Raw genomic sequence first — 24103 nt, 5'->3', positions numbered from 1 at the left:
CATGCTGATCGGGGTCGACCTCGACAACACCATCATCACCTATGACGCCCTCTTCCGCCGGTTGGCGGACGAGGGCGGCTTTCTTGCCGACGACGGGCGCATGGCCAAGAAGGAGGTCCGCGATACCATGTGGACGCTCGACGGCGGCCGCCAGGCGTGGACCGACATCCAGGCCCTGGCCTACGGGCCGCGCATCGCCGAGGCCGACGCCTTCCCCGACGCCCTGGAATTCTTCCGCCGCTGTCGCGAGCAAGGGGTCGAAACCTGCATCGTCAGCCACAAGACCGAGTTTGCCGCCAGCGACCCGGAGCGCGCCTGCAACCTGCGCGAGGCGGCCATGGGCTGGCTCGAAGGCCACGGCTTCTTCGGTGAAGACACGGCGCTCGACCCGGAGCGGGTCTTTTTCGCCTCCACCCGGCAGGAGAAGGTCGACTTGATCCGCGAGCTCGGCTGCGACCTGTTCGTGGACGATCTCATCGAGGTCTTCGAGGAGCCGGGCTATCCCGAGTCCGCCGAGCCCATCCTGTTCGCACCAGCCGGGAACGCGCCCGAGTCCTTTCCCGGTGAGGTCTGCGCCCACTGGGAGCGGATGATCGAGCGGCTCGGCTGCGGCCCGCTTTCCGTGGACCTCAAGCACGGGGTAGAGGACGCTCTGGACGTGGTCGTACGCTCGGCCGAGCCCGTGGGCTGCGGGCGCAACAGCCGCGTCTACCGCATCGAGACCGGGGACGGAATCTTCGCCCTCAAGCATTATCATGACCAGTTCCGCCTGGACGCCGAGTTCGCGGCCTTCGCCTTTCTGCACGGCATGGGCGTGACCTCGGTGCCTGAGCCGGTGGCCGTGGACCGCGAGGGTTGTTTCGCGGTGTACTCCTTCCTGGAAGGGGAGCCGGTGGCCGGGCCCACCATTGAGGACATCCGGACCTGCGTGGAATTCATAGGCACCCTGAAGCGGCTGTCCTCGGCCCCGGAGGCCACGGGATTCCGTCCGGCCGCCGAGGGGTTCTTCCGCCTGGAGGATATCGAGGGCAACATCCGCGACCGGCTGGCCCGGCTGGAGCGCCGCGAGCGGACTTCTCCCCTGGAGGATCGTCTGGCCGCGTTCCTGAAAGAGGATTTCGAGCCCGCCCTGGATGAACTGGCCGATCGCGCGCGTAAGCTCTACGCGGAGCTGGGGCTGACTCCGGGGCAGGGAATTCCCCTGTCCAGACGGACCCTGAGCCCGTCGGATTTCGGCTTCCACAACATGGTCCGCACCCCGGACGGGTTGGCCTTCCTCGACTTCGAATATTTCGGCTGGGACGACCCGGCCAAGCTCATCTCGGACTTCATGCTCCATCCGGGCATGGACGTGCCGGGGAAGTTGCGCCGGGCCTTTGCCGCGGGCATCATCCTGGTCATGGGCGATCCGAGCCTTCGGGGGAGGGTGCGTGCCCTGCAACCGCTCTTTGCACTAAAGTGGTGCATGATCCTGCTCAATGAGTTCATGCGACGCGATTTCGAGCGCCGACGGTTTGCCGGAGCCGCTTCCGGGCGTACGGAAGTCCTGGAAACCCAGCTCGGCAAGGCGCGTGCAATGCTTGAACGGGCCCTTGATCTGGGACGGGATAAAATCGAATAATCAGCAGAGGACGACAAAATGGGTATATTGCGGAATCTCATAACCCCCAAGCACGTCAGCACGGCCCGGCAGTATATCGAGCGCATGGTGGACGACAAGGTCCATTGCATGCTCAAGGCCAAGGAATACGAGTTTGATTATTGGGACGGCGACCGGCGCTACGGCTACGGCGGCTATACCTATCGGACGGGCTACTGGAAGCCCGTGGCTGAGGCCATGATCGAGGCCTACGGTCTCAAACCCGGCGCGCGCATCCTCGATGTAGGCTGCGGCAAGGCGTATCTTCTGTACGAGCTGCACCTGCTCGGCATGGAGGTCCACGGCTTCGACATTTCCCGACACGGACTGGCCGACGCCAAGGAGGCGATCCGGGACAACCTGTTTCTCCACCGCGCTCAGGACCCGTATCCGTTTGAGGATAACGAGTTCGACCTGGTCATCACCAACACCACCCTGCATAATCTGAAGATATTCGACCTGGAAAAGGCGCTCAAGGAGATCGAGCGGGTGGGCAAGAAGGCGTTCATCTGCGTGGAGAGCTATCGCAACGAGCAGGAGCTGTTCAATCTCCAGTGCTGGGCGTTGACCTGCGAATCCTTCTTCAGTAAGCCCGAGTGGGAGTGGCTCTACAGCCATTTCGGCTACACGGGCGATTATGAATTCATCTACTTCGAATAGGAGACAATCGTGGGCAACATATACACCCCGATGAAGATATTCCACTTCAAGGAGAAGATCGACTCCCTGCCCAGGGATGTGGAGGCCATTCTCCCGCCGGTCCATATCCGAATCAAGCCCATCAACGGCTGCAACCACAGCTGCCGGTACTGCGCTTACCGCGCCGACGCCTTGCAGCTGGGCAAGGACATGCGCATCTCGGACTCCATTCCGCGCGACAAGATGATGGAGATTATCGACGACGTCATCGACATGGGCGTCAAGGGCGTGACCTTCTCCGGCGGGGGCGAGCCCCTGTTCTATCCGCATCTGGTGGAGGTCCTGCGCAAGCTGGTCGATTCTTCTGTCAAGTTCGCCACCCTGACCAACGGCGGCCTGCTCAAGGGCGAGGCGGCCGAGCTGTTCGCCCTGCACGGTTCCTGGGTCCGGGTGTCCATGGACGGCTGGGACAACGCCAGCTATACCCGCTATCGGAGCGTGCCCGACGGTGAATACGACAATATCCTGGCCAACATCGAGGCTTTCAAAAAGTACGGGGGATCGTGTCGGTTGGGCGTCAGCTACATCGTGGACAAGGAGAACGTCGGGCACATCTTTGAGGCGGCCCGGCGCGTGCGCGACTTCGGCGGGGACTCGGTCAAGATTTCGCCGTGCATCCTCGAAAACGAAGGTTCCAAGAACAACGCCTACCACGCGGACATATGGGACCTCGCCAGGGAACAGGTGGATCGAGTCATGGACGAGCTCGCCGGGCCGGATTTCGAGGTCTTCGACGCCTATCATAAGCTCGACGAACGGTTCGACAAGAAATACACGTGGTGTCCGTACAGCCAGGTTCTGCCTGTCATCGGCGCAGACTGCAACGTGTACTCCTGCCAGGACAAGGCCTACAACCTGGACGAAGGGCTCATCGGCTCCTTCAAGGACGTGCGCTTCAAGGATTTCTGGATGAACGGCAAGAAAAAGTTTTTCAAGATAGACCCGTCCAAGGTCTGCGGCCATCACTGTGTGGCCAACTCCAAGAACAAGCTGCTGCTTGATTATCTGGATGCCGACGAAGACCATCTGGCCTTCGTCTAGGAGAAGGATGAGCGTGCGCTTCCTGGTCATCGGCGGTGACAGCACACTGGGTGGGGGCGTGCAAGCACGGCTTGAAGCCGACGGCCATGAGGTCGCTGCCACGAGCCGTCGTGCAGGTAGCGCCTTGCCTCTGGATCTGGCCGGGGATGTGACGGAGTGGACTCCCCCTGAGGGACTGCACACCGCCTTTCTGTTCGCCGCCGCTTGCTCCATCGAAGAATGCGAGAGGGCACCCGGGGCCACGCGCCGGATCAATGTGGACAACACGGTCCTGCTGGCCCGCAGGCTGCTGGATGCCGGCTGCCGCGTGGTCTTCCCCTCCTCCAGCTTGGTCTTTGATGGGACTGTTCCGCTGCCCGCCGAGAGCACTCCGCGTTCGCCCGTCACCGAGTACGGGCGTCAGAAGGGCGAGGCCGAGGTGGCGCTCCTTGGCCTCGGTGAGGGCGTGTCGGTGATCCGGTACACCAAAGTGGTCACATTCCCCATGCCGTTGCTGGCGGGGTGGGGCAGGCAACTGGCCGCCGGGGAAACGGTTAGGCCGTTCGAAGATATGTATTTCGCGCCCGTCCCCCTGGATTTCGCCGTGAATGCGACGGTCCGCGCGGCCTATTGTCCCGGAGGCGGAATCTGGCACGTCTCGGCGGAAACGGAGATGTCCTATGCCGACGCCGTACGGCTGATCGCGCGGGACGCGGGTGCGGACGAAAATCTGATCAAGGGGTGTACGGTGGCTTCCACGGGTAGGAATCTGCCTGCCCCGAGGTATGCGGCTTTGAGCATTGCGCGGTTGCGCAGAGGGCTCGGCCTGCAGCCGCCCTCTCTCGCCTCAACCGTCCTTGTGGCCGCCCGTTAACTACTCTAGCCAATAGGTGTTTTGCCGCAGATAGGCCGAGCCAATCCTTGCCGCGTATTTGATCCCGCTGAACCGCTTGGCGTACTGGGCCCAGAACCGTTCCTGCAAGTCCCTGTCCTCGTCCGTTTCCACCCAGGTTCCATCCAGCCGGGCGGACATTTCTTGGGTCACCTCCAAAATCTCTTCCGGGGTGTTGTCGTGAATCGTCACACCCAGCGGGTTGAGTTCGCGCGGTGTGCACATGGTGCGCATGTCGCTGTCGAGCAATTCGCCGAGGGTCAGATAGCGGTTCTCCGTTGTGCTCCAGTATTTTTTCAGGATGAACATGGCCCAGGCCCGCAGGGGCGGTGCATACATGGGGGGCAGGTAATTGACGTACAGAGTGGGAATACGGAAATTGTAGGCCGCGATGCCGTCCGGCCCTGACCCGCAGGTCATGTAGAAACGGCATCGGGCGGACAGGTAGACATCGAGCAGTTCGGTCCGTTTACCTGACAGGCTGTAGTCGAGAATGTTCGGATTATCGGTGGCGAGCGCGTCCTTGACCACGCTGCCCATGCGCACGACCTGGTGCTTTTCGGCCAGGAACTCCAGGGCGGGCACGAAGGTGTTGATGTCCACGTTACGGTAGTTGTCGTCGTCCGTGGGTTCGCCCAGATGGTTCAGGTAGGCGGAGTCGCGGCCCAGAACGGTGACGAAGGGCATGTCCGTGGACAGCCCCAGCTCTTTGAATTCCTTTTCTCCGCCCCGCTCTTCCTGCTCGGATAACGAGAAGTGGCCATTCGTGCGCATCATTAGGTGTTCCTCATCGCGGCCTGTGATGCGGGTGTATTCCAGGGAGACGACACCCAGCCCGCCCAGCTTGTGACAGACGTCGAAGAGGGGCAGGAAATACTGCTTTATGGGCAGGACCCGTTTCTGGATGTCCAGCAGAACGCGGTTGCTCGGGTAGTCACGGTGGATGAACACCCGGAATTCACGGGGGAGCAGACCGAGATCCCACTTGCAGAGGAGTTCCTCCTGGTTCCCGGCCATTTGGCCGATCCGTTCAACACGCAGGGCGTATATCTTGAAGGGAATCGGTGAAACTCTATTGAACAGGGCCAGAATCAATGCGACGGGGAGGAGAAACGGAAAGAACAGGATGCGGTATGGTCTCAGATTTATTCTGTAATCAGGTTGCTTGCCCACGAATTTGGTCCTTGGCAGTAAGGGGTTGTCATTGGAGCGGGAACGGTTTTTTGTCGCCGTCTGGTTCTTCCATCGAGTCTTATCATGGAAAAGGGGGTACGGCATGTACGCCGCACCCCCTATATTTCAATCCATCTGCGCCGTCTACAATATCTGACTCAGGAACAACTTCGTCCGCTCGTTTTGCGGATCGGTGAAGAAGTGTTCCGGGGTGCCGACTTCGACGATCTTGCCTTCGTCCATGAAGACGACCTGGTCGGCCACTTCGCGGGCGAAGCCCATTTCGTGGGTGACCACGACCATGGTCATGCCTTCCTTGGCGAGGGTCTTCATGACGTCCAGGACCTCGCCGACCATCTCGGGGTCGAGCGCCGAGGTCGGTTCGTCGAAGAGCATGACCTTGGGGTCCATGGCCAGGGCGCGGGCGATGGCCACGCGCTGCATCTGGCCGCCGGACAGCTGGCCGGGATAGTTGTCCGCCTTGGCGTGGATGCCGACCTTGTTCAGCAGGATCATGGCCTTTTCAGCGGATTCCCTCTTGCCTCTCTTGCGCACCGAGGTCTGGCCCACGGTGACGTTTTCCAGCACGGTCAGGTGCGGGAAGAGGTTGAAGGACTGGAAGACCATGCCCACTTCCATGCGCACCTTGTTGATGTTGGTCTTGGGGTCGAGGATGTCCACGCCGTCGATCATAATGTGGCCGGAGTTGGCCTTTTCCAGGCGGTTCAGGCAGCGCAGGAATGTGGACTTGCCGGACCCGGACGGGCCGATGACCACGACCACCTCGCCGGGGTTGATGTGGTAGGACACATCGTGCAGGGCCTGGACCTCGTGCGGGACGAAGAATGTCTTGTATACGTTTTTTACATCGATCATGGCTAGGCCTCCGCTGTCCTTTTTTCAAGGTACTGGACGAACATGGACAGGGTGAAGGTGATGACCAGGTAGAGCACGCCGCACACGAACCACAGTTCGTAGGGCATCAGGCTGGTGGTGACCGCCTCGCGGGTGGCCTTGGTCAGCTCGCGGATGGCGATGACGCCGAGCAGCGAGGAGTCCTTGATCAGGCTGATGAACTGGCCCGCCAGGGGCGGCAGGATGCGCTTGAAGGCCTGGGGCAGGATGATCTTGCGCATGGCCGTGGTCTTGGTCATGCCGAGCGATCGGGCGGCCTCCATCTGTCCCTTGTGGATGGATTGGATGCCAGCGCGGACGATCTCGGCCACGTATGCTCCGGCGAAGATGGCCAGGGAGGCCACGCCGAACCACAGCTCCGGGACCTGGAACAGGCCCGCCTTGCTCAGCAGGTTGTTGATGATGGTGCCGAGCACGAAGTACCAGATCATGATCTGGACCAGCAGCGGGGTGCCTCGGATGATCTCGATGTAGGTAATGGCCGACATCTTGAGGAACGGGTTGGTCGATATTCTCGACAGGCCGGTGAAGAGGCCGATGAGGATGCCGAAGAAGATCGACACGATACTGACCTCGATGGTGATGATCGTTCCCTCCACCAGCAACCCCATGCGGCCCTCGGAATAGGTGCCGATGGTATCGCCCACGAAGACGGTCTGGCCCTCGCTCACCTCGAGCTTGGAGCCCGGGACGGTGTAGTATTCCGAGTCGGTGCCGTCGGAGACGATGACCACGGAATCCTCGTCCTTCTTGGTGATGGAGGTCACGTCGCCTTCCATTTCAGCGGTCACGTTGACGGTGTCGATATAATAGAAATATCTGGGGATGCGGTTCCAGCGCCAGATGTAGTCGGTCTGCGTGGTGGCCCAGTAGAATCCCAGGCACACCGCGACGAGAGCGACCGCATATGCCGCTTTCCAAATCAGATTCTTGTCGATTTCCCTCTTGGGCTCGACATTCGCGGTTTCATTCATTGTCAGCTCGATAGGATAGGTGCGCGGAAAAAACCGGGGGCCGCGTAAAGCGGCCCCCGGAGAATCGGTCGGCGGTTACTGGATGTTGGCGTACCAGTCGTTGGAGCCGAACCACTTGTTGTAGATCCGCTCGTAACGGCCGTCGTTCTTGATCTGGACGATGAAGTTGTTCAGCCAGTTCAGGAAATCCGGGTCACCCTTGTTGATGGCCCAACCCAGGGGTTCGTAGGTAAAGGGCTCGTCCAGGAAGACCATACCCGCTTCCTTGCCGTGCTGGGAGTAGAAGATGGAGGTCATGGGCAGGTCGTAGACGGTGGCGTCGGCCTTGCCGTTCATGGTCTCCAGCATGGCCTGGTCCTCCATCTCGAAGGACTTGTAGGTGGCCTTGGGGAAGAGGCGCTTGGCGGCCTGTTCGCCGGTGGTGCCCAGCTTGGAGGTGATGATCACGCCAGGCTTGTTCAGGTCCTTCCAGGACTTGATCTTGTCGGCGGACTTCTTGGCGACCAGGGCGGTCTGGCCGACGATGATGTAGGGGTTGGCGAAGTTGACCTTCAGATTGCGCTCCTGGTTGATGGTCATGCCGGAGGCGATGATGTCATACTTGCCGGAGAGCAGGCCGGGGATGATGCCGTCCCAGGCGGTGTTGACGAGTTCGAGCTTCACGCCCATGGCCTTGGCCATTTCTCTGACCATGTCGACGTCGAAGCCGACGATGTTGCCCTTTTTGTCGGTCATTTCGAAGGGCATGTAGCCGGCTTCGAGACCCACGCGCAGGGTGCCGCTCTGGACGACCTGCTCCAAGGTGGATTTTCTGGCGAGTTCGATGTCGGCGGCCTGAGCGGACATGGCGGCGCACATCAGCAGAGACAGCACGGCCACAAGAGTAATGATGCGTTTCATCCTTTCCTCCAATGAAACATTAGGTTGGTTGATATCCGTCGCCCCGTTTCCGTCCGGGTACACGTTCCCGGGGCATGGGTTCCTCTCCATCGTTTCCGTATTGAACGATTTTGTTCACAGAACGACAGTAATTCATAGCCTCAATACCCGAAAACTTCAAGGGAGTTCTCTGGCGGCGGCGATTGCCCGTTTCTTGTTTTAAACAGAATGTAATGCTGATATTGTATAAAGAAGCAGAATAAGAAACGTGGTTTTGTGGGAAAATATCCCGATAATGAGTTGACTATTCTGCCGTCCAGAAAAAAAGGGAAGAAGGCGCTCCTGAAATTAAATTTATCATTTTTCTATGGTATGGTCTGCGTTACGGTGGCCGCAGCGATCATTATGTGCCTTGCGGCGGTCCTCCAACGGAGAAAATCATGCCTAGCAATAAGATATTGGTTGTGGAAGACGACGCCGTCGCGCAGTTGGACGTCAAGCTGGCCCTGGAGCGGGCGGGATACGGCGTGATCGGCATGACCGGAAGCGGCGAGGAGGCCCTTGTCCTGGCCGACCGGCTGGCCCCGGACATAGTGCTCATGGACATCCGCCTCGAAGGGGAGATGGACGGGCTCGAGGCGGCGAGTGAGCTGCGCAACCGATTCGACATTCCCGTCATATATCTCACCGTGGTCGTGGACGAGGAGACCCTGCACTGGGCCAAGGTGACCGGCCCCTTCGGGTATCTGGTCAAGCCCGTGGACCATAACGAATTGCGCTCGGCCATCGAGGTCGGGCTGTACAAGCACCAGATGGAGCGTGAACTGCGCAAGGCCAAGCTGGCCGCCGAGGCGGCTAGCCGGGCCAAGGCCTCGTTCCTGGCCACGGTCAGCCACGAATTGCGCACCCCCATGACCGGCGTGCTCGGCATGACCGAATTGCTGCTTATGTCCGACCTGGACGAGCCGTACCGCGAGAACGTCCGGCTCATCAAGGAATCGTCCATGGGGCTGCTGTCCGTGCTCAACCAGATCATCGACTATTCCAAACTCGAGACCAGCTCCCTGACCGCCCGCATGATGGATTTCCGCCTCGAGGACATGGTCACCGGCATTCTCTCCCAGCACCGTCGCCCGGCCGCGGCCAAGGGGGTGAGCCTGGAGTACACCATCGATCCGGCCATACCCGATTGGGTTCGGGGCGATCCCGCCAAGCTGCGCCAGGTGGTCGGCAACCTCATCGCCAACGGGGTCAAGTTCACCCCGGCGGGGCAGGTCCTGGTCGACATCTCCATGGCCGATACGGGCGACCAGGCGGCTCGGGAAAACGGCAAGCTGGCCGTGCAGATACTGGTCAGGGACAGCGGTGTGGGCATTCCGCGCGAAAAGCTGGATGAGATATTCGAGAGCTTCCGGCAGGGCGAGGACCACCTCCACCATTCCTCCGGGGGCCTTGGCCTGGGGCTGGCCATCGCCGGCCGGCTGGTGGAATTCCTGGGCGGCAGCCTGCGCTGTTCGAGCGAGGAGGGCAAGGGCAGCGTCTTCTCGGTCTGCGTGCCGCTGGAATACAGCCCGTTCGAGGCTTCCTCGCCGTCCGCATCCGTCCTGGGCGTGGATTCGCCGCTCAAGGACATCCGGATACTGGTGGCCGAGGACGACCTGGTCAACCAGCGCTACCTGGTCCGGCTGCTGGAGAAGATGGGCTGCGCGGTGACCCTGGCCGAGACCGGCACCCAGGCCGTGGACGCCCTGAAAAAGGATTCTTTCGATCTCGTGCTCATGGATGTGGAGATGCCGGAGATGGACGGCATCGAGGCCACCCGGTGCATCCGCGACCGGCAAACCGGCTGCCTGGACCCGTCCGTGCCCATCGTGGCCCTGACCGCGCGGGCCATGTGGGGGGACGAGCAGCGCTGCATCCACGCGGGCATGGACGACTACGTTTCCAAGCCGGTTGACGTTGACACCGTCGCCGCAATCATACAATCAACCCTGAAGAAGGAATGAATCCAGTCTGGCTGTTCCCTTCCACGGAGTTTGAGAGAGTATGAGCGATTCCAACGGACCGACCCCTCTGATCAGCGGCGGCATCTACAAGGTGTTTCTGATCATCCTCCTGCTGTTTTCCCTGTACCTGGGATTCTCGCTGGTGGAGCCCTTCATGCACACCATGATCTTCTCGACCGTGCTGGCCGTGCTGTTCACCCCGGTGTTCAACTGGGCGCTGAAGCTGTGCAAGGGGCGGCGCACCTGGGCCTCGGCCCTGACCGTGGGGATCATCGTCTTCGCTCTGGTTCTGCCCCTGGCCTTCCTGTTCATGGCCCTAATCAGCCAGGGCGTGGAATCCCTGGTGGCCCTGAACGCCTGGATCGCCCAGGGAACCTACAAGTCCTTCCTCAGCCTGGAGATGCTCGACAAGTACGCGGTCCTGATCCACGAGCAGCTGCCGTTTCTGCGCATCGACGAAATGCAGATCCAGGCGGGCGTGCTCCAGTATTCCCGCGAGTTCGCCCAGAACATGCTTTCCTTCGGCACCTCGCTGGCCCGGGACGGGGCCAAGCTGGTCATGCACTTCCTTTTGATGGTCTTCATCCTGTTCTACTTCATGCGCGACGGCACCAAGATGGTCGCCTACATCAAGCGCCTGTCGCCGCTGCGGCCCAAGCAGGAGGACTACATCATCGACAGCCTGAAGCGGGTCGCCCGGGGCGTGCTCATGGGCTGTCTGCTGGTGGCCGTGCTCCAGGGCTTCGCCGGCGGCGTCGGGTTGGCCGTGGCGGGCATCCCCGCCTTTTTCTGGGGCGGCATGATGGCCCTGTCATCGCTCATTCCGGTGGTCGGCACCGGCCTGGTCTGGGTGCCCGCCGTGGGCTACCTGTTCCTGTCCGGCCAGTGGAAGATGGCCATCTTCCTGGCCCTGTGGTGCGGCATCTTCGTTGTCGGCATCGACACCATCCTGCGTCCCATATTCATGCGCGAGGCTTCGCGCGTATCCACCTTCTACATCTTCATCGCCATCCTCGGCGGCATCTATTCCTTCGGCATGCTGGGCATCTTCTACGGCCCGCTGATCCTGAGTTTCGTCATGGTCATGCTGCAGATCTACCTTGAGGAATACGCCGACGACCTGGACGACCACGAAGAGGCGGTTCAATGATTTCAAGGAATTCCCTGTCCGGTATAGTCATTCTCCTTCTCCTTCTCGCAGCCGGTTGCGCTCCCAAGGCCCCGGCTCCGACCCCGGTCCCGGCCCCGGCCGAGACTCCGGCGCCTCCGGCCCCGCAGGTCCCGGCCTTCGTGCCGGTGGGGGAGGGCGCGGCCCTCGATCTGGCCGGGGCCCTCTCCTTCAAGCCGCAGAACCTCTGCTCCTGGAACGACCTGCGTCCGGGCATCGAGTCCAGCCTGCACTACATCCGCTCCCGGCCCCAGGACGCGGTCTGCGTGGACCAGCCCGGCCTGCGTCTGACCTGGGGGCAGTTGCGCGATTCCGTGGCCGAACTGGCCTCCACCCTCGCCCTGCTGGACCATGCGCCGTCCCTGCTGGCCGAGCGGTTCACCTGGTACAAGCTTGAGCCCGGCACATTGCTGACCGGCTATTACGAGCCGTGGCTCGATGCCTCGCTCACCCGGGACGCGACCCACAAATATCCGCTCTATGGCGTGCCCGACGACCTCAAGGTGGTGGATCTGGGCAGTTTCCACCCGCGCTGGGCCGGGCAGAAGCTCGTCTATCGCGTGGAAGGGGACCAGGTGGAGCCGTATTTCGACCGCGCGGCCATCGACGGCCTGGGCGCTCTGGAGGGGACGGGCAACGAGATCGCCTGGGCCGCCGACCCGGTGGACGTCTTCTTTCTCCAGGTCCAGGGCTCGGGCAGGCTGGACCTGCCCGACGGCAGCTTCAAGCACATCCTCTACGGCGGCAAGAACGGCCGCCAGTATGTGTCCATCGGCAAGGTGCTCATCGACAAGGGGTATATACCCAAGGAAGAGATGAGCATGCAGCGCATCCGCAGTTTCCTGAACGAGCACCCGGACGTGGCCGAGGACGTCCTCTTCCGCAATCCGAGCTACGTGTTCTTCCGGCTGGCGGACGAGGGGCCGTTCGGCTCCATCAATTCCATCCTGACCCCGCGTGTCAGCGTGGCCGTGGACCGGTCCATGATCCCCCTTGGCAGCGTGGTGGCCCTCAAGACCTCGCTCATGGACTACGACACCGGCCAGGCCGATCCGTTCTTCTCCCTGGTCCTGGCCCAGGACACGGGCGGGGCCATCCAGGGCACGCGCATGGACCTGTTCTGCGGCGCGGGCGAGGAGGCCGAGACCCTGGCCGGGCACCTGCAGGAGGGGGCCGAGGTCTACATGCTCCTGAGCAAGCGGGTCATCGCGTCTCTGAAGGGCCGCCCCGAGTAAGCTTTCACTCATCACCATCCAGCAGCCGAGGAGGCGACCAATGCAGTATGTGGCGCTGTTCGAACAGGAGAAGCACGGCCTGTCCGTGACGTTCCCGGATTTTCCGGAGTGCACCAGTTTCGGCGAAGACCTGGACGAGGCCGTGGACAACGCTCACGAAGCCCTGGCTATGTTCGTTGAAGACCGTCTTCAGGGCGGCGAACTCCTTCCGGAGCCCTCGAAAAAGAAGGATTTGCTCGCTCAACCCGAAAATCAGGGCCGAAAGGCGATCAATATCTCGGTTCAAGGGGATGGAAGCGACTTTGAGGAGTTCGAAATGGTCATGCATGCTCACCTTCTGGCCAGAATTGAGAAATATTGCCGTCAGTATGGGGTTTCCCCGGCTGATTTTCTGGCGGCCGCGTCACGTCTGGCGATCAAAACCGATATTTTCGCTGCCTGACACCCCTGATCCCACCGTTTCATAATTTATTTTAAGCCGTCTTTCCTTTGGCGTGAGAATTTGATTCTCCTGTCATTCTTGGGGGCTAGGTGCATTTTTGTCATGTCCATTTTTGTGTATTAACAAAATTGGCAAAGGTTATTAATGTGTTACGGTTGCACGATCTTCCGTTTTGATTTAGGTTCAGCTTCCGGGATTTGTATAGAGCCAATATACATTGCAACGGTAAACAGCTCCTTGGAAGTTGCATTATTGTAAAAAGCCTGAGCCTGAGAGCCTGCCGCGACCGCCTGCCGATCGCATCGCAGGCTTTTTTGCCCCTGCCGGATGCGCTCCCCGCGGTGCTGAGTTTTTTGAGGAATCATTGGATTTTTTCCGGTGTCTGCCGTGCGTGCCGTCGTTTGTTCGCGGCGGGGCGAGACCTCTAACTGTGGAGTGAAGCGAGACCATGTGCCGTTTGTTTGCGCTTACAAGCCGTGACCCAGTGTCACCCATGCGCGCCATCGATGCCCTCAACGTCATGAAGGAAGGGCACGACGGCTCCGGTGTGGGGCTGTTCCTGAGCGGTCTGGGTGGACCGTGGGAGGAACTCAAGGAATATCCCATCCTGTCCGGTATCTTTACCGACGCCGGACTGGCGCGGATGTCGGAATACATGACGAAAAATGGATTTCAGTCCAAGTATTCCGCGACCTTCAAGCCGGACGTCGAACCGCCGGTCGGGACGCCCAAGCGGGGCACCTACGCCTCCATCGCCTTCAAGATCCCGGACGAGTGGAAGGGCATGAGCCAGGCCCAGATCGATTCCAATCTGGTCCAGATGCGCCTTGACCTCCGGACCATGGGCGAGGCCGAGGGCGACATCATGGTATTCTCGTTCTGGCCCGACACCATCATGATTAAGGAAGTGGGCGACCCCATGGCCATCGGCGAGTACCTCAAGCTCGACCGCGAGGAACTCTACGCCCGCCACATCCTGGCCCAGGGCAGGCAGAACACCAACTACGCCATCAATCTGTACGCCTGCCATCCCTTCTTCATAGAAGGCATCTCCACCATGACCAACGGCGAGAACACCGCCTTCGTGCCCATCCGCGAATATCTCATGTCGCGCGGGGTCACCGGCTACCAGGGCTACCAGTCCGACTCCGAGGTGTTCACCCACATCGCCCACTACGCCACCAAGCGGCTTGGTCTGGACATCAGCTCCTACAAGCACGTCATCACGCCCATGAACGACGACGAGATGCGCGACCATCCGGACCGGGAATTCCTGTCCGATCTCAAGCGCGCCTGCCGCAAGCTGATCATCGACGGGCCGAACTGCGTCATCGGCTGTCTGCCCGACGGTTCCATGTTCATGGCCCAGGACCGCAAGAAACTTCGTCCCGGCGTGGTCGGCGGCAACCCCGAGCTCGGCATCTACGGATTCTCCTCCGAGATCTGCGGGCTCAACGCCGCCATTCCCGACCGTGACCGGACCAAGGATTTTCAACCCATGCATCTCGACACGGCGATCGTCGGACCCGATTGCCGGGAGGTTCTCCAATGCTCGCAGAAAGACCCATTACGCCAGCAACTTTAAGCCGCAAGGACCTGCCCTGGCAGATCAAGTGGGACATCAACGCCTGCACCAAGTGCGGCCGGTGTACCTCGGTCTGTCCGGTCAACGCCATTGAACTGGGCGTGTTCCGCAAGCGGGACGTCAAGCCGCCCATGGGGCTGTCGGCCAAGCCGACCACCGAATTCTCCACCTTCTACGGCATCCGCCAGCGGACCGATCCGGCCTACGCCTGCATCGGCTGCGCCATGTGCAACATGGTCTGCCCGAACAACGCCATCGAGCCGAACCGTCAGTACGACTCCACCACGCTTCAGTTCCAGAACAACCGGGGCGGCCAGCCCAGGACGCGCGGCGGCCGCAGGAACAGCTCTGAATCCCTGCTGGACCAGATCAAGTTCATCCGCATCTCCATGCTCACCGACCCGGCGCTCGACGCGGGCCGCCACGAATTCGACGTGCGCACGCTGCTCGGCCGGGTGCTCTCGCCCGAGGCCGAGATCAAGTGTTTCCGCGAAAACGGCTGGAAACCGCCGGTCCGGGAGATATATCCCCTGGTCATCGGCGGCATGTCCTTCGGCGCGCTCTCCCCGAACATGTGGGAAGGGTTGCAGATGGGCGTGGCCTACCTGAACGAGGAAATGAACATGCCGGTGCGCATCTGCACTGGCGAGGGCGGCTGTCCGCCGCGCCTGCTGCGCTCCCGCTTCCTCAAGTACGTCATCCTGCAGATCGCTTCGGGCTATTTCGGCTGGGACGAGATCATCCACGCCATCCCCGAGATGAAGGAAGATCCCTGCGCCATCGAGATCAAGTACGGCCAGGGCGCCAAGCCCGGCGACGGCGGCTTGCTCATGTGGTACAAGGTCAACAAGCTCATCGCGGCCATTCGCGGCGTGCCGTCCGGCGTCTCCCTGCCCAGCCCGCCGACCCATCAGACCAAGTACTCCATCGAGGAGGCCGTGGCCAAGATGATCCAGTCCATGTCCATGGCCTGGGGCTTCCGCGTGCCGGTCTATCCGAAGATTTCGGCGTCCTCCACCTCGCTCGCCGTGCTCAACAACCTGGTCCGCAACCCCTACGCCGCAGGCCTGGCCATCGACGGCGAGGACGGCGGCACGGGCGCGGCCTACAACGTGTCCATGAACCACATGGGCCATCCCATCGCCTCCAACCTGCGCGACTGCTACAAGGCGCTGTGCATGGCCGGGGCCCAGAACGAGATCCCGCTCATCGCGGGCGGCGGTATCGGCAAGCACGGCAACCTGGCCGCCAACGCCGCTGCTCTGATCATGCTCGGGGCCTCCATGGTCCAGATCGGCAAGTACGTCATGCAGGCCGGCGCGGGCTGTCTCGGAAGCGAGAAGGACCGCTGTAACGTCTGCAACATCGGCGTATGCCCCAAGGGCATCACCTCCCAGGACCCGAGAGTCTATCGCCGCCTCGACCCCGAAAAGGTCGCCGAGAGGGTGGTTGACTTCTACCTGAGCTTCGACACGGAACTGCGCAAGGTCATCGCACCGCTCGGCCGGTCCACGTCCTTGCCCGTCGGCATGTCCGACGCGCTGGGCATCTCGGACAAGGACGCGGCGGATCGCCTGGACATCAAGTACGTCATCTAATCGAAGCTTCAGGATATATCGGAGTACACAATGGCAAAGAAAATACGCATAGACGGACACGAGAACGGTGTCCGCGTGGAATCCCGCATCCTGGAGGAACGCATCCAGGCGGCGGTCCGGCAGGGCGCGCGCCGACTGGAGATCGACGCCATGGGCCAGCACGGCCTGGGCGGCAGGCTCTGGATTTCCAAGGAAGAGCCCATTTCCGTAACCATCACCGGCTCTCCGGGCCAGCGCATCGGCTCCAAGGGGTTCCCGGGCACGACCATCCAGGTCATGGGCCCGGCCTCTGACGACGTGGCCTGGCTCAACGCGGGCGCGGAGGTCATCGTCAACGGCAACGCCTCCAACGGCGTGTGCAACGCCATGGCCCAGGGCAAGGTCTTCATCGCGGGCAACATCGGCTCGCGCGGCATGACCATGACCAAGACCAACCCCCGCTTCGACCCGCCCGAGCTGTGGGTCCTGGGCTCGGTGGGCGATTACTTCGCCGAGTTCATGGCCGGCGGCACGGCCGTGGTCTGCGGCCACGAGGCCCAGAACTCCAAGAACGTGCTCGGCTACCGCCCCTGCGTGGGCATGGTCGGCGGCCGCATCTTCGTGCGCGGCCCCATCGACGGCTTCTCCCAGGCCGATGCGCTCATGGAGCCCATCGACGACGAGACCTGGGCCTGGCTGACCAGGAATATCGAAGAGTTCCTCAAGAAAATCAAACGCTCGCGCCTGCTCAAACGGCTGACCCGCCGCGAGGAGTGGCAGCTTATCCGGGCCAAGACCCCGTTCGAGAAGAAGGGCAAGGTCCGCCGGGCCATGCACGACTTCCGGGTCAACACCTGGGACGCGGAGCTGGGCAAGGGCGGCATCATCGGCGACCTGACCGATCTGGACCGTTCCCCCATCCCGCTCGTGGTCCACGGCGACCTGCGCCGCAAGGTGCCCGTGTGGGAAAACCGCAAGTACATGGCCCCGTGCCAGGCCAGCTGTCCCACGGGCATGCCCGTGCAGAAGCGCTGGCAGCTCGTCCGCGACGGGCTGGTGGACGAGGCCGTTGATCTGGCGCTGGCCTATACGCCGTTTCCGGCCACGGTCTGCGGCTACCTCTGCCCGAACCTGTGCATGGAGGGCTGTACCCGGTCCACCCAGCAGAACATGGCCGCCGTGGACATCACCAAGCTCGGCAGGGAAGGGCACAAGTCCAAGGCCCCGGACCTGCCGACCCTGTCCGGCAAGCGCGTGGCCGTTATCGGCGGCGGCCCGGCCGGCATCTCTGTTGCCTGGCAGATCCGCATGAAGGGCCACGAGGCCGTGGTCTACGACATGGCCAAGACCCTGGGCGGCAAGATTTCCTCGGCCATTCCCTACAGCCGCGTTCCCAAGGAAGTGGTGGAAAAGGAAGTCGAGCGCGCCGCCAAGGTCATCCCCCACGTGCATCTGCAGCAGCAGCTCAAGGCCAAGGAGTTCGAGGAACTCCTGACGGAATACGACTTCGTCGTCCTGGCCATCGGCGCCCAGAAGCCGCGCATCATCCCGGTGCCCGGCCACGAGCGCATCTATCCGGCCCTGACCTTCCTCAAGGACGCCAAGGCGGGTACGGCCGAGATCGGCAAGAAGGTGGTCATCATCGGCGCGGGCAACGTGGGTTGCGACGTGGCCACCATGGCCGCCTCCGTGGGCGCCGAGGACATCACCCTCATCGACATCCAGGAACCCGCCTCCTTCGGCAAGGAACGCAAGGAGGCCGAGGCCGTGGGCGCGCGCTTCAAGTGGCCCTGCTTCACCAAGGAGATCACCGACAAGGGTGTCCTGCTGCAATCCGGCGAACTGCTCGAGGCGGACACGGCCATCATGTCCATCGGCGACCAGCCGGACGTGGACTTCCTGCCCGAGAACATCGCCCTGGATCGCGGCCACGTGGTCGTCAACGACGACTACCAGACCACGGACTCCCGCGTCTTCGCCATCGGTGACGCGGTCCGTCCCGGTCTGCTGACCCACGCCATCGGCCACGGCCGCCGCGCCGCCGAGGTTATCGACGACATCTTCAACAACCGTCGTCCGCAAAGCGATACCCGCGACATGATCGACTACACCCGCATGACGCTGGAGTACTTCGACCCGCGCGTCATCGAGTTCAGCGACGCCAACCAGTGCGGCGCGGAATGTTCCAGCTGCGGTTCCTGCCGCGACTGCTACATCTGCGACACGCTCTGTCCGCAAAACGCCATCAAACGCAATGAGCTGCCCGACGGCGGTTTTGAGCGTGTGGTCGACCCGGACAAGTGCATCGCCTGCGGCTTTTGCGCCGACGCCTGCCCCTGCGGCATCTGGGATATGAAAAACCCGGCCCCCATGGAATAGGGCGCATCCGACACAAATAAAAAAGGGGCGACGGTGTAACCGTCGCCCCTTTTTTATGCCTCCGGCGGCCGGGGGAAGGGGAAGGAAAACCCTTTGAAAAGGGCTTTTCCTTCCCCTTCCCCCGGACCCCCATCCCCATCCTTTCCTAAACTTCTTGTCGCCGCTTCGCGGGGCTGAAGCGCAGAATAAAGGGCCTCCGACTCAGTTCTGAGGCGGAGGCCTTATCTTTTCTTTGGAGCAATTCAGGTGCGCAGCACCGGACAGCGGCTCTCTTTATCGCGCTGGCACAAGGCTTTCGAGAGTGGGTCAGCTGTGCATTTTCTTCCGGCCGGGCCAATCCTTACGTAGACGGCTACGCTGCGGTTGCCCCGGCCGGAAAAAATGAGCAGATGACCCGCTATCGGAAGCCGCTTAAGGGTAGCGCCCCATATTTCTCTGTTGTTTGAATCCGTGTTGGGTGAGTGCGTCATAGGCCACCTGGTCCTTTTTCATCTGGTCGATGATCTTGCGGGCCTTGACCTTGACCGTGCTCTTGAAATTATAGCAGTCGCCGGGCTTGAGGCTCTCCAGGGTGTCGCTCAGTTTGTGGGCCGCCTTGGTGGATATCTCGCCGTGGATAAGCTCGTGCTTTTCGAGCTGGCGGTAGAACTTGCGCCACCACTTGCGGGTCTCGAAGTCCACGCTGTGCTTGAGCTTGGGGTAGAGGTAGGTCAGGTGGAGATAGACGATGACGTTGGTGACCCGGCAGGTGTCGCCTCGCTGCTCGATGTTGTAGGTGGTCCGTATGTCCGTGCGCGTGTTGGCCTGATAGGTCTTGGCCCCCTCGTTCAGCGGCGAGTTGTGCTTGAGGTTCATGACGATGTTCGCCGGTTTGGTCCCGTCCACCATATAGTATTCGGTGGATACCGTGCGCACCACGTCGGCCATGGCCGGCGAGACGAACAGGACCATGCAAATGAGTGCGGCCAGGAAGAATCGCATCACGCGAAAATGAGAATATTTATCCATTTAGAAAAGATAAACATTCCTGCGCCGCCGCGCAAGGACGGCCGGGCATAACCAGAAACTGGACAGGCGTACCTGTTTCGCGACCATCAAGCTGAGGATGTATTTGGGATGGAGCTTCGGGTCAGGTTAGGGCTATTCCCTTAAAATCCGAATTGATAAGAGGATGTCCGCGATCCTTCTCCGAGATGTCCGACACGGGGAGCGGCCAGTTTATACCGATGGCTGGATCGTCCGGGCGGATGCCCCCTTCGTCGGCAGGGGAATAGGGGGCCGTGATCATGTAAACGATTTGCGTGTTTGGCTCCAATGCCTGAAAACCGTGGGCGAACCCTTCCGGCACATACATTGCGTTCATGCGTTCAGATGTCAGTTCCTCACCGTGCCAGTTGAGGAAGGTTGGGGAATCTGGCCGCAGGTCAACGATCACGTCGAAGATACGCCCCTCAACGCACCGGACTACTTTGCATTCCGCCATAGGGGGATACTGGAAGTGCATGCCGCGCACGCATCCCGTCTTCTTGGTGACGGAGATGTTTGCCTGGATTAAGGGCTTGGTGTGTCCTATGGAGGAGAATTCCGAGGTGCAAAAGATTCGAGCGAATCGACCACGGTGATCCTCGAAGCAGTCTGCTTCGATCATATAAACGCCTTTGAGGGGCAGTGGGCAGAATTTCATTTCAGTGCTTCGAATCGCCGTATCTGATCTTCCGTCAGGGCGCGGAGGTCGGCGGTTCCCTCTGCCCAGGCCTTGTACCATTCGACAGTCCAGTCCATAGTCGTGTCGAAGTCAGTCCGGGGACACCAGCCCAGCTTCTCTTCGGCCTTGGTGCAATCCAGGCGCAGGAGCGTGGCCTCGTGAGGCTGTGGAGCTGAGTCCAAAAGGACTGTTGCATCATCTCTCCATCGTTGGGCAAAACCTTCCACCACGTACCCCACGCTTTTGGTGTCTTCACTGACTGGACCAAAGTTCCAGCCGCCGGCAAAGGATCTGTCGCCTTTAAGGGCTTTGACGGCCAGAGCCAGATAACCGGAAAGAGGTTCAAGCACTAGTTGCCAGGGCCTGACGGCCTTGGGGGAACGGATGCGCACGGCGTCGCCGCGGGAAAAAGCCCTGGCCATATCGGGCACCAACCGGTCTTCAGCGAAGTCGCCGCCACCGATGACGTTGCCAGCCCTGACCGAAAGCAGGATGGGGCCATCATCCTGCATGAAGGACGACTGCCAGGACCGGGCCACCAGTTCGGCGCACCCCTTGCTGGCCGAATAGGGGTCCGATCCGCCCATGGGGTCGGTTTCCCTGAAAGCGCGACCGGTCTCCTGATTGTCGTAGCATTTGTCGCTGGTCACGTTGATCAATGCCTTAACGGACGGCGTCCTGCGCACAGCCTCCATGACGTTGACGGTGCCGAGGACGTTGGTCCGGAATGTTTGCACCGGTTCGACGTAGGAGCGGCGCACCAGAGGTTGGGCGGCCATGTGGATGACCAGATCGGGCGAGCAGGCGTTCATGGCTTGGGTAAGGTGGTCCAAATCGGCGATGTCGCCGCGCGTGCCGGTGAATTCGTCGTCAAGGCTGATGAGCTTGAACATGAACGGATTGGACGGGGGCAGGTCGGAGTAACCGAATACCTGTGCCCCGAGCATGGAGAGCCACAAGGTCAGCCAACTGCCTTTGAAGCCCGTATGGCCGGTCATGAATACCCGTTTGCCTGCAAAAAAAGTATCGAACACCTTAGGCTCCCGCTACCATACCTTCCATTTTGCCTTGCCTTGGTCCCATAGCCTGTTCAGGTGCTCCGTGTCCCGGAGTGTGTCCATGCAGGCCCAAAAACCGTCGTGTTGATAAAGCATCAGTTCCCCGGCCCGGGTAATCTCTTCAAGGGGGCCGTATTCGAAATCGCAATTTTCGTCCTCGGTGAGGATGTCGAAGACCTCTCGGTTGAGTACGAAGAATCCACCATTGATACGTCCCCGTTTGCTGTGAGCCGGTTTTTCGGCAAAGGATGTTACCCGGTCCCCTACGGTACTGACTTCGCCGAATTGTTGGGAAGGGCTCACTCCCGATATGGTCGCCATTTTGCCGTGGGATTTGTGAAAGGCGATCAGCTCGGGAATATTGATATCCGCGACCCCGTCTCCGTAGGTCAACATGAACGTGTCGCCTTTGATGTATTTCTGGATACGCTTGATCCGGCCCCCTTTGAGAGTCTTTTGGCCGGTGTTGCAAAGCGTGATCGTCCAATCCGACTCGTCGTGGTCATTGTGGCGGCAGAGGCTTTCGGGGTTGCCCAGATTGATGGTCACATCGTTGTTCATCCACTGGTAGTTGACGAAATAATCCCGGATCATTTCACCCTTGTAGCCCAGAGGAAGAATGAAGTTGTCGTGCCCATAATGGGCGTACACTTTCATGATATGCCATAAAATGGGACGTTCCCCGATGTTAACCATGGGCTTGGGGCGAAACTCGGTCTCTTCCCGAAGGCGAGTACCAAGCCCGCCGCACAAAATGACTACTTCCATCTGAATTTCCTAGATGTCTAAATTCTTGTAAACCGTGTGAGGGGGAGAGCTATTGTCTCGTCTCTTCCCTTATTCTCGCCAATACGCCAGGAGCCCCCCAGAAACGGAAAGGTTCCCAGTCCGGATACGGATAGACCCCCAGATTGAGGCGCAGGGAAACGTTCCGTTCTGAAATATACTCCTCTACCAAAGTGCGCAACGTCGAATTTCTTCCGGAGCAAACGTTGACAATGCCGCAGAAGGTCGGGTGTAGGGCGATGTCGGCCAGCGCATCGGCCACCTCGGTCACGTGGAGGTAGTCGCGAACCTGCTCGCCGCCGGACATGTCAAAGGAGTCCCGTTTCCCGTCAATGGCCTTCTGGAGTTGCGCAAAGAGGGTGCGCTGATTTTGACCTGGCCCATAGAGATAAAACAGTCGCGCCCACTGAAGCCGGCAAGCGAAGGACCTGCTGCGCGCTTCCAGTTCTTCCCTGAGGGCGTTTTTGGCTATACCATAGGCTACATGAGGTTTCGCTGGCGTCCGTTCGGTCAATTCCCCTTCTTGGAGGCCATATTCAAAACAGGTGCCAGAAACCAGCAAATTCTTCAATCCGCCGTCAATGAGCTGGGACAAAAAAGCCAAGTTCGCGGGCAGGTGGAGAGTTGCGTGATCGTCTGATTTAAAATTCGAAAGGCTTCCCCAAGCCAGATGGATGCAATGGGTGGGAGAGCCGAGTTTATTAAAAAGGTCCTTCGGAGGGGCTGTGATATCGAGCGGTACGGTTTCAACATCAGCAGCCCATTCGGCGCTGGCAAGTTTATCGTTGTCCCGACCGGTCGCAACGATGTCTAAGTTACGTCTGATCAGCGCTTTGACAATGTGGTTGCCAATAAAGCCGGTTGCTCCGGTCACTAGTATCTTCATGTTTTTGGCTGAGAGGCTTTGCCTGAAAGGATATCGCTTATACGGCTGCATTCATCTTCCCGTCCGACAATACTCTGGGCAGCCGCCGCATCCTCGCGTGCAACCCGTGCCATACGGGAAATCCGTTCGGACTCCCTTCGTTCTTTGGGGAACAGCTTGCCCATGAGGTTCGCCCATTCCCGCTGCAAGCGATCTCTGAAGGTTTTGGGCGGCTTGTTTCGAAGCCAGTAGTACTCTCTGGACGGCAGAATCCGGGCAAAATACATGTCCAAGGCAGCTTCGACATAGCGCATGGCTATTGCCGGCGGAAGCTGCTCCCTTTCGCTCAGGAAGGTCTGTACAGTCTCTTTTAGCGCGTTCAACTGAGGATAGTACATGGGGTCAGAGCGCATGTCCTTGGTCGATCCACGGTGTTTTTTTGAAGAGATGTTAGTGGAGGGAATGTCGTCTACAATATGGGCAACCCCCGGGATACGGGTCACTTTTCCGTAAATGAGAATGATCATGCATACGTAAAATTCTTGGAAATTGTAGTTCGTGATCGTCCTGGGGACGCGCATGAGCGTCTCGATCCAGCAATCTGTCCGCATGACGGAATAGGTGAGGGGGCAATGCCGGGCGAAATGTTGCAGCAACCTCGCCGACGGGCGATCACAGTCCGTCGGATAGTGGTGATGGCCCTCGCAGTGTTGGAAACGGATTCTGCCATCTTTATATCCGAGACAATCTCCGATCACAGCTGAACTCCCCGGAATCGCCTCCAGGGTTTCGACTGCATTAAGGATAAAGCTTCGGGATGGAAACATATCGTCGGCATTCAGGAGTATGTAAGGGGTCTTGATGCGGTCGAGGGCGTATTTCTTTAGTCTGGATACCCCGTCTTCCTCGGTCGTGTGGATGTACTCGATGGTAGGATGCGCCTGGCAGTCCTGATAAGGGGTGTCCGAACAATCAACGACCAGGGCCTGGAAACCAATTTCGGCAATATAAGGCAACAGCCTGCCAAGGAGATGATGGCGGCGGTACGTCGGGATGACTATGGTGATTTTATCGTAAGGATTGCTCATGGTTTTGTAATCGGTAAA

Annotated in this window: 21 protein-coding genes; 11 read left to right on the top strand and 10 right to left on the bottom strand. The window is 60.3% G+C overall.

The window, feature by feature from the left end; translation table 11 throughout:
* The first annotated feature begins 1 nt into the window (after window position 1).
* The 4 genes from ACR42D_RS11295 to ACR42D_RS11280 are packed head-to-tail and all read left to right on the top strand — an operon-like array spanning window position 2 to window position 4232.
* The gene (locus ACR42D_RS11295; protein WP_484566906.1) at window positions 2–1621 is read left to right on the top strand and encodes a phosphotransferase; all 1620 of its coding nucleotides are present in this window, start codon (window positions 2–4) and stop codon (window positions 1619–1621) included.
* 18 nt (window positions 1622–1639) lie between these two features.
* Window positions 1640–2299 (top strand): methyltransferase domain-containing protein, encoded by a 660-nt coding sequence (locus tag ACR42D_RS11290; RefSeq protein WP_484566905.1) that lies wholly within the window; start codon window positions 1640–1642, stop codon window positions 2297–2299.
* 9 nt (window positions 2300–2308) lie between these two features.
* The gene (locus tag ACR42D_RS11285; RefSeq protein WP_484566904.1) at window positions 2309–3379 is read left to right on the top strand and encodes a radical SAM protein; all 1071 of its coding nucleotides are present in this window, start codon (window positions 2309–2311) and stop codon (window positions 3377–3379) included.
* A gap of 7 nt (window positions 3380–3386) precedes the next feature.
* Complete coding sequence (locus tag ACR42D_RS11280; protein ID WP_484566903.1) at window positions 3387–4232, top strand: SDR family oxidoreductase; 846 nt, start codon at window positions 3387–3389, stop codon at window positions 4230–4232.
* Here ACR42D_RS11280 and ACR42D_RS11275 read toward each other — a convergent pair whose 3' ends face one another.
* The 4 genes from ACR42D_RS11275 to ACR42D_RS11260 form a co-directional block, all read right to left on the bottom strand.
* Window positions 4233–5267, bottom strand: a complete 1035-nt coding sequence (locus ACR42D_RS11275) for a TIGR04372 family glycosyltransferase (RefSeq protein WP_484566902.1) — start codon at window positions 5265–5267, stop codon at window positions 4233–4235. It lies immediately after the preceding gene.
* 300 nt (window positions 5268–5567) lie between these two features.
* Complete coding sequence (locus tag ACR42D_RS11270) at window positions 5568–6299, bottom strand: amino acid ABC transporter ATP-binding protein (protein ID WP_484566901.1); 732 nt, start codon at window positions 6297–6299, stop codon at window positions 5568–5570.
* A 2-nt stretch (window positions 6300–6301) separates the two neighbouring features.
* Window positions 6302–7312 (bottom strand): amino acid ABC transporter permease, encoded by a 1011-nt coding sequence (locus ACR42D_RS11265; protein WP_484566900.1) that lies wholly within the window; start codon window positions 7310–7312, stop codon window positions 6302–6304.
* Window positions 7313–7387: 75 nt separating this feature from the next.
* Window positions 7388–8212: a transporter substrate-binding domain-containing protein gene (locus ACR42D_RS11260; RefSeq protein ID WP_484566899.1), complete on the bottom strand. Its 825-nt coding sequence runs from the start codon at window positions 8210–8212 to the stop codon at window positions 7388–7390.
* A 419-nt stretch (window positions 8213–8631) separates the two neighbouring features.
* On the opposite strand from ACR42D_RS11260, the gene ACR42D_RS11255 reads away from it, so the two are divergent.
* The 7 genes from ACR42D_RS11255 (at window position 8632) to ACR42D_RS11225 (ending at window position 18583) form a co-directional block, all read left to right on the top strand.
* Window positions 8632–10197 carry a response regulator gene (locus tag ACR42D_RS11255; protein ID WP_484566898.1) on the top strand — a complete coding sequence of 522 codons (1566 nt, stop codon included), beginning with the start codon at window positions 8632–8634 and terminating at the stop codon, window positions 10195–10197.
* Between the two features lie 40 nt (window positions 10198–10237).
* Entirely contained in the window at window positions 10238–11347 is a 1110-nt protein-coding gene (locus ACR42D_RS11250; protein ID WP_484566897.1) for an AI-2E family transporter, read from the top strand.
* On the top strand, window positions 11344–12600 hold the full coding sequence (mltA, locus tag ACR42D_RS11245) for a murein transglycosylase A (RefSeq protein WP_484566896.1): 1257 nt from the start codon (window positions 11344–11346) through the stop codon (window positions 12598–12600). The genes ACR42D_RS11250 and mltA overlap by 4 nt, the downstream gene beginning before the upstream one ends.
* Before the next feature lie 40 nt (window positions 12601–12640).
* Window positions 12641–13042, top strand: coding sequence for a type II toxin-antitoxin system HicB family antitoxin (locus ACR42D_RS11240; RefSeq protein WP_484566895.1), 402 nt, complete (start codon window positions 12641–12643; stop codon window positions 13040–13042).
* 448 nt (window positions 13043–13490) lie between these two features.
* Complete coding sequence (locus tag ACR42D_RS11235; protein WP_484566894.1) at window positions 13491–14627, top strand: class II glutamine amidotransferase domain-containing protein; 1137 nt, start codon at window positions 13491–13493, stop codon at window positions 14625–14627.
* Entirely contained in the window at window positions 14591–16225 is a 1635-nt protein-coding gene (locus tag ACR42D_RS11230) for a glutamate synthase-related protein (protein WP_484566893.1), read from the top strand. Before ACR42D_RS11235 ends, ACR42D_RS11230 begins: the two co-directional genes overlap by 37 nt.
* 30 nt (window positions 16226–16255) lie before the next feature.
* Complete coding sequence (locus tag ACR42D_RS11225; protein ID WP_484566892.1) at window positions 16256–18583, top strand: FAD-dependent oxidoreductase; 2328 nt, start codon at window positions 16256–16258, stop codon at window positions 18581–18583.
* A gap of 411 nt (window positions 18584–18994) precedes the next feature.
* Here ACR42D_RS11225 and ACR42D_RS11220 read toward each other — a convergent pair whose 3' ends face one another.
* The 6 genes from ACR42D_RS11220 to ACR42D_RS11195 all read right to left on the bottom strand — a co-directional run bounded on the left by ACR42D_RS11220 (window position 18995) and on the right by ACR42D_RS11195 (window position 24085).
* Window positions 18995–19564 carry a DUF922 domain-containing Zn-dependent protease gene (locus ACR42D_RS11220; RefSeq protein WP_484568460.1) on the bottom strand — a complete coding sequence of 190 codons (570 nt, stop codon included), beginning with the start codon at window positions 19562–19564 and terminating at the stop codon, window positions 18995–18997.
* Window positions 19565–19712: 148 nt separating this feature from the next.
* Window positions 19713–20267 carry a dTDP-4-dehydrorhamnose 3,5-epimerase gene (rfbC, locus tag ACR42D_RS11215; RefSeq protein WP_484566891.1) on the bottom strand — a complete coding sequence of 185 codons (555 nt, stop codon included), beginning with the start codon at window positions 20265–20267 and terminating at the stop codon, window positions 19713–19715.
* Complete coding sequence (gene rfbG / locus ACR42D_RS11210) at window positions 20264–21322, bottom strand: CDP-glucose 4,6-dehydratase (RefSeq protein WP_484566890.1); 1059 nt, start codon at window positions 21320–21322, stop codon at window positions 20264–20266. The genes rfbC and rfbG overlap by 4 nt, the downstream gene beginning before the upstream one ends.
* 12 nt (window positions 21323–21334) lie before the next feature.
* On the bottom strand, window positions 21335–22114 hold the full coding sequence (gene rfbF, locus ACR42D_RS11205; RefSeq protein WP_484566889.1) for a glucose-1-phosphate cytidylyltransferase: 780 nt from the start codon (window positions 22112–22114) through the stop codon (window positions 21335–21337).
* Between the two features lie 49 nt (window positions 22115–22163).
* The gene (locus ACR42D_RS11200) at window positions 22164–23018 is read right to left on the bottom strand and encodes an NAD-dependent epimerase/dehydratase family protein (RefSeq protein ID WP_484566888.1); all 855 of its coding nucleotides are present in this window, start codon (window positions 23016–23018) and stop codon (window positions 22164–22166) included.
* The gene (locus ACR42D_RS11195) at window positions 23015–24085 is read right to left on the bottom strand and encodes a TIGR00180 family glycosyltransferase (RefSeq protein ID WP_484566887.1); all 1071 of its coding nucleotides are present in this window, start codon (window positions 24083–24085) and stop codon (window positions 23015–23017) included. The genes ACR42D_RS11200 and ACR42D_RS11195 overlap by 4 nt, the downstream gene beginning before the upstream one ends.
* Between the last annotated feature and the right edge of the window lie 18 nt (window positions 24086–24103).

Source organism: Pseudodesulfovibrio sp. lm2024, assembly GCF_051175575.1.
In the GTDB taxonomy this organism is placed as follows: Bacteria; Desulfobacterota; Desulfovibrionia; order Desulfovibrionales; family Desulfovibrionaceae; genus Pseudodesulfovibrio; species Pseudodesulfovibrio caledoniensis.
Note: the sequence above shows the minus strand (reverse complement) of the source record. Positions and strands in the feature narration are given on the sequence as shown.

Bases quoted from the DNA above. Each gene is read 5' to 3' on its own strand.
- mltA (WP_484566896.1), top strand. From the start codon at position 11,344: ATGATTTCAAGGAATTCCCTGTCCGGTATAGTCATTCTCCTTCTCCTT.
- ACR42D_RS11225 (WP_484566892.1), top strand. From the start codon at position 16,256: ATGGCAAAGAAAATACGCATAGACGGACACGAGAACGGTGTCCGCGTG.
- ACR42D_RS11265 (WP_484566900.1), bottom strand. From the start codon at position 7,312: ATGAATGAAACCGCGAATGTCGAGCCCAAGAGGGAAATCGACAAGAAT.
- ACR42D_RS11260 (WP_484566899.1), bottom strand. From the start codon at position 8,212: ATGAAACGCATCATTACTCTTGTGGCCGTGCTGTCTCTGCTGATGTGC.
- rfbC (WP_484566891.1), bottom strand. From the start codon at position 20,267: ATGAAATTCTGCCCACTGCCCCTCAAAGGCGTTTATATGATCGAAGCA.
- rfbF (WP_484566889.1), bottom strand. From the start codon at position 22,114: ATGGAAGTAGTCATTTTGTGCGGCGGGCTTGGTACTCGCCTTCGGGAA.
- ACR42D_RS11230 (WP_484566893.1), top strand. From the start codon at position 14,591: ATGCTCGCAGAAAGACCCATTACGCCAGCAACTTTAAGCCGCAAGGAC.
- ACR42D_RS11280 (WP_484566903.1), top strand. From the start codon at position 3,387: ATGAGCGTGCGCTTCCTGGTCATCGGCGGTGACAGCACACTGGGTGGG.
- ACR42D_RS11290 (WP_484566905.1), top strand. From the start codon at position 1,640: ATGGGTATATTGCGGAATCTCATAACCCCCAAGCACGTCAGCACGGCC.
- ACR42D_RS11275 (WP_484566902.1), bottom strand. From the start codon at position 5,267: ATGGCCGGGAACCAGGAGGAACTCCTCTGCAAGTGGGATCTCGGTCTG.
- ACR42D_RS11235 (WP_484566894.1), top strand. From the start codon at position 13,491: ATGTGCCGTTTGTTTGCGCTTACAAGCCGTGACCCAGTGTCACCCATG.
- ACR42D_RS11200 (WP_484566888.1), bottom strand. From the start codon at position 23,018: ATGAAGATACTAGTGACCGGAGCAACCGGCTTTATTGGCAACCACATT.
- ACR42D_RS11255 (WP_484566898.1), top strand. From the start codon at position 8,632: ATGCCTAGCAATAAGATATTGGTTGTGGAAGACGACGCCGTCGCGCAG.
- ACR42D_RS11220 (WP_484568460.1), bottom strand. From the start codon at position 19,564: ATGCGATTCTTCCTGGCCGCACTCATTTGCATGGTCCTGTTCGTCTCG.
- ACR42D_RS11250 (WP_484566897.1), top strand. From the start codon at position 10,238: ATGAGCGATTCCAACGGACCGACCCCTCTGATCAGCGGCGGCATCTAC.
- ACR42D_RS11240 (WP_484566895.1), top strand. From the start codon at position 12,641: ATGCAGTATGTGGCGCTGTTCGAACAGGAGAAGCACGGCCTGTCCGTG.
- ACR42D_RS11270 (WP_484566901.1), bottom strand. From the start codon at position 6,299: ATGATCGATGTAAAAAACGTATACAAGACATTCTTCGTCCCGCACGAG.
- ACR42D_RS11295 (WP_484566906.1), top strand. From the start codon at position 2: ATGCTGATCGGGGTCGACCTCGACAACACCATCATCACCTATGACGCC.
- ACR42D_RS11195 (WP_484566887.1), bottom strand. From the start codon at position 24,085: ATGAGCAATCCTTACGATAAAATCACCATAGTCATCCCGACGTACCGC.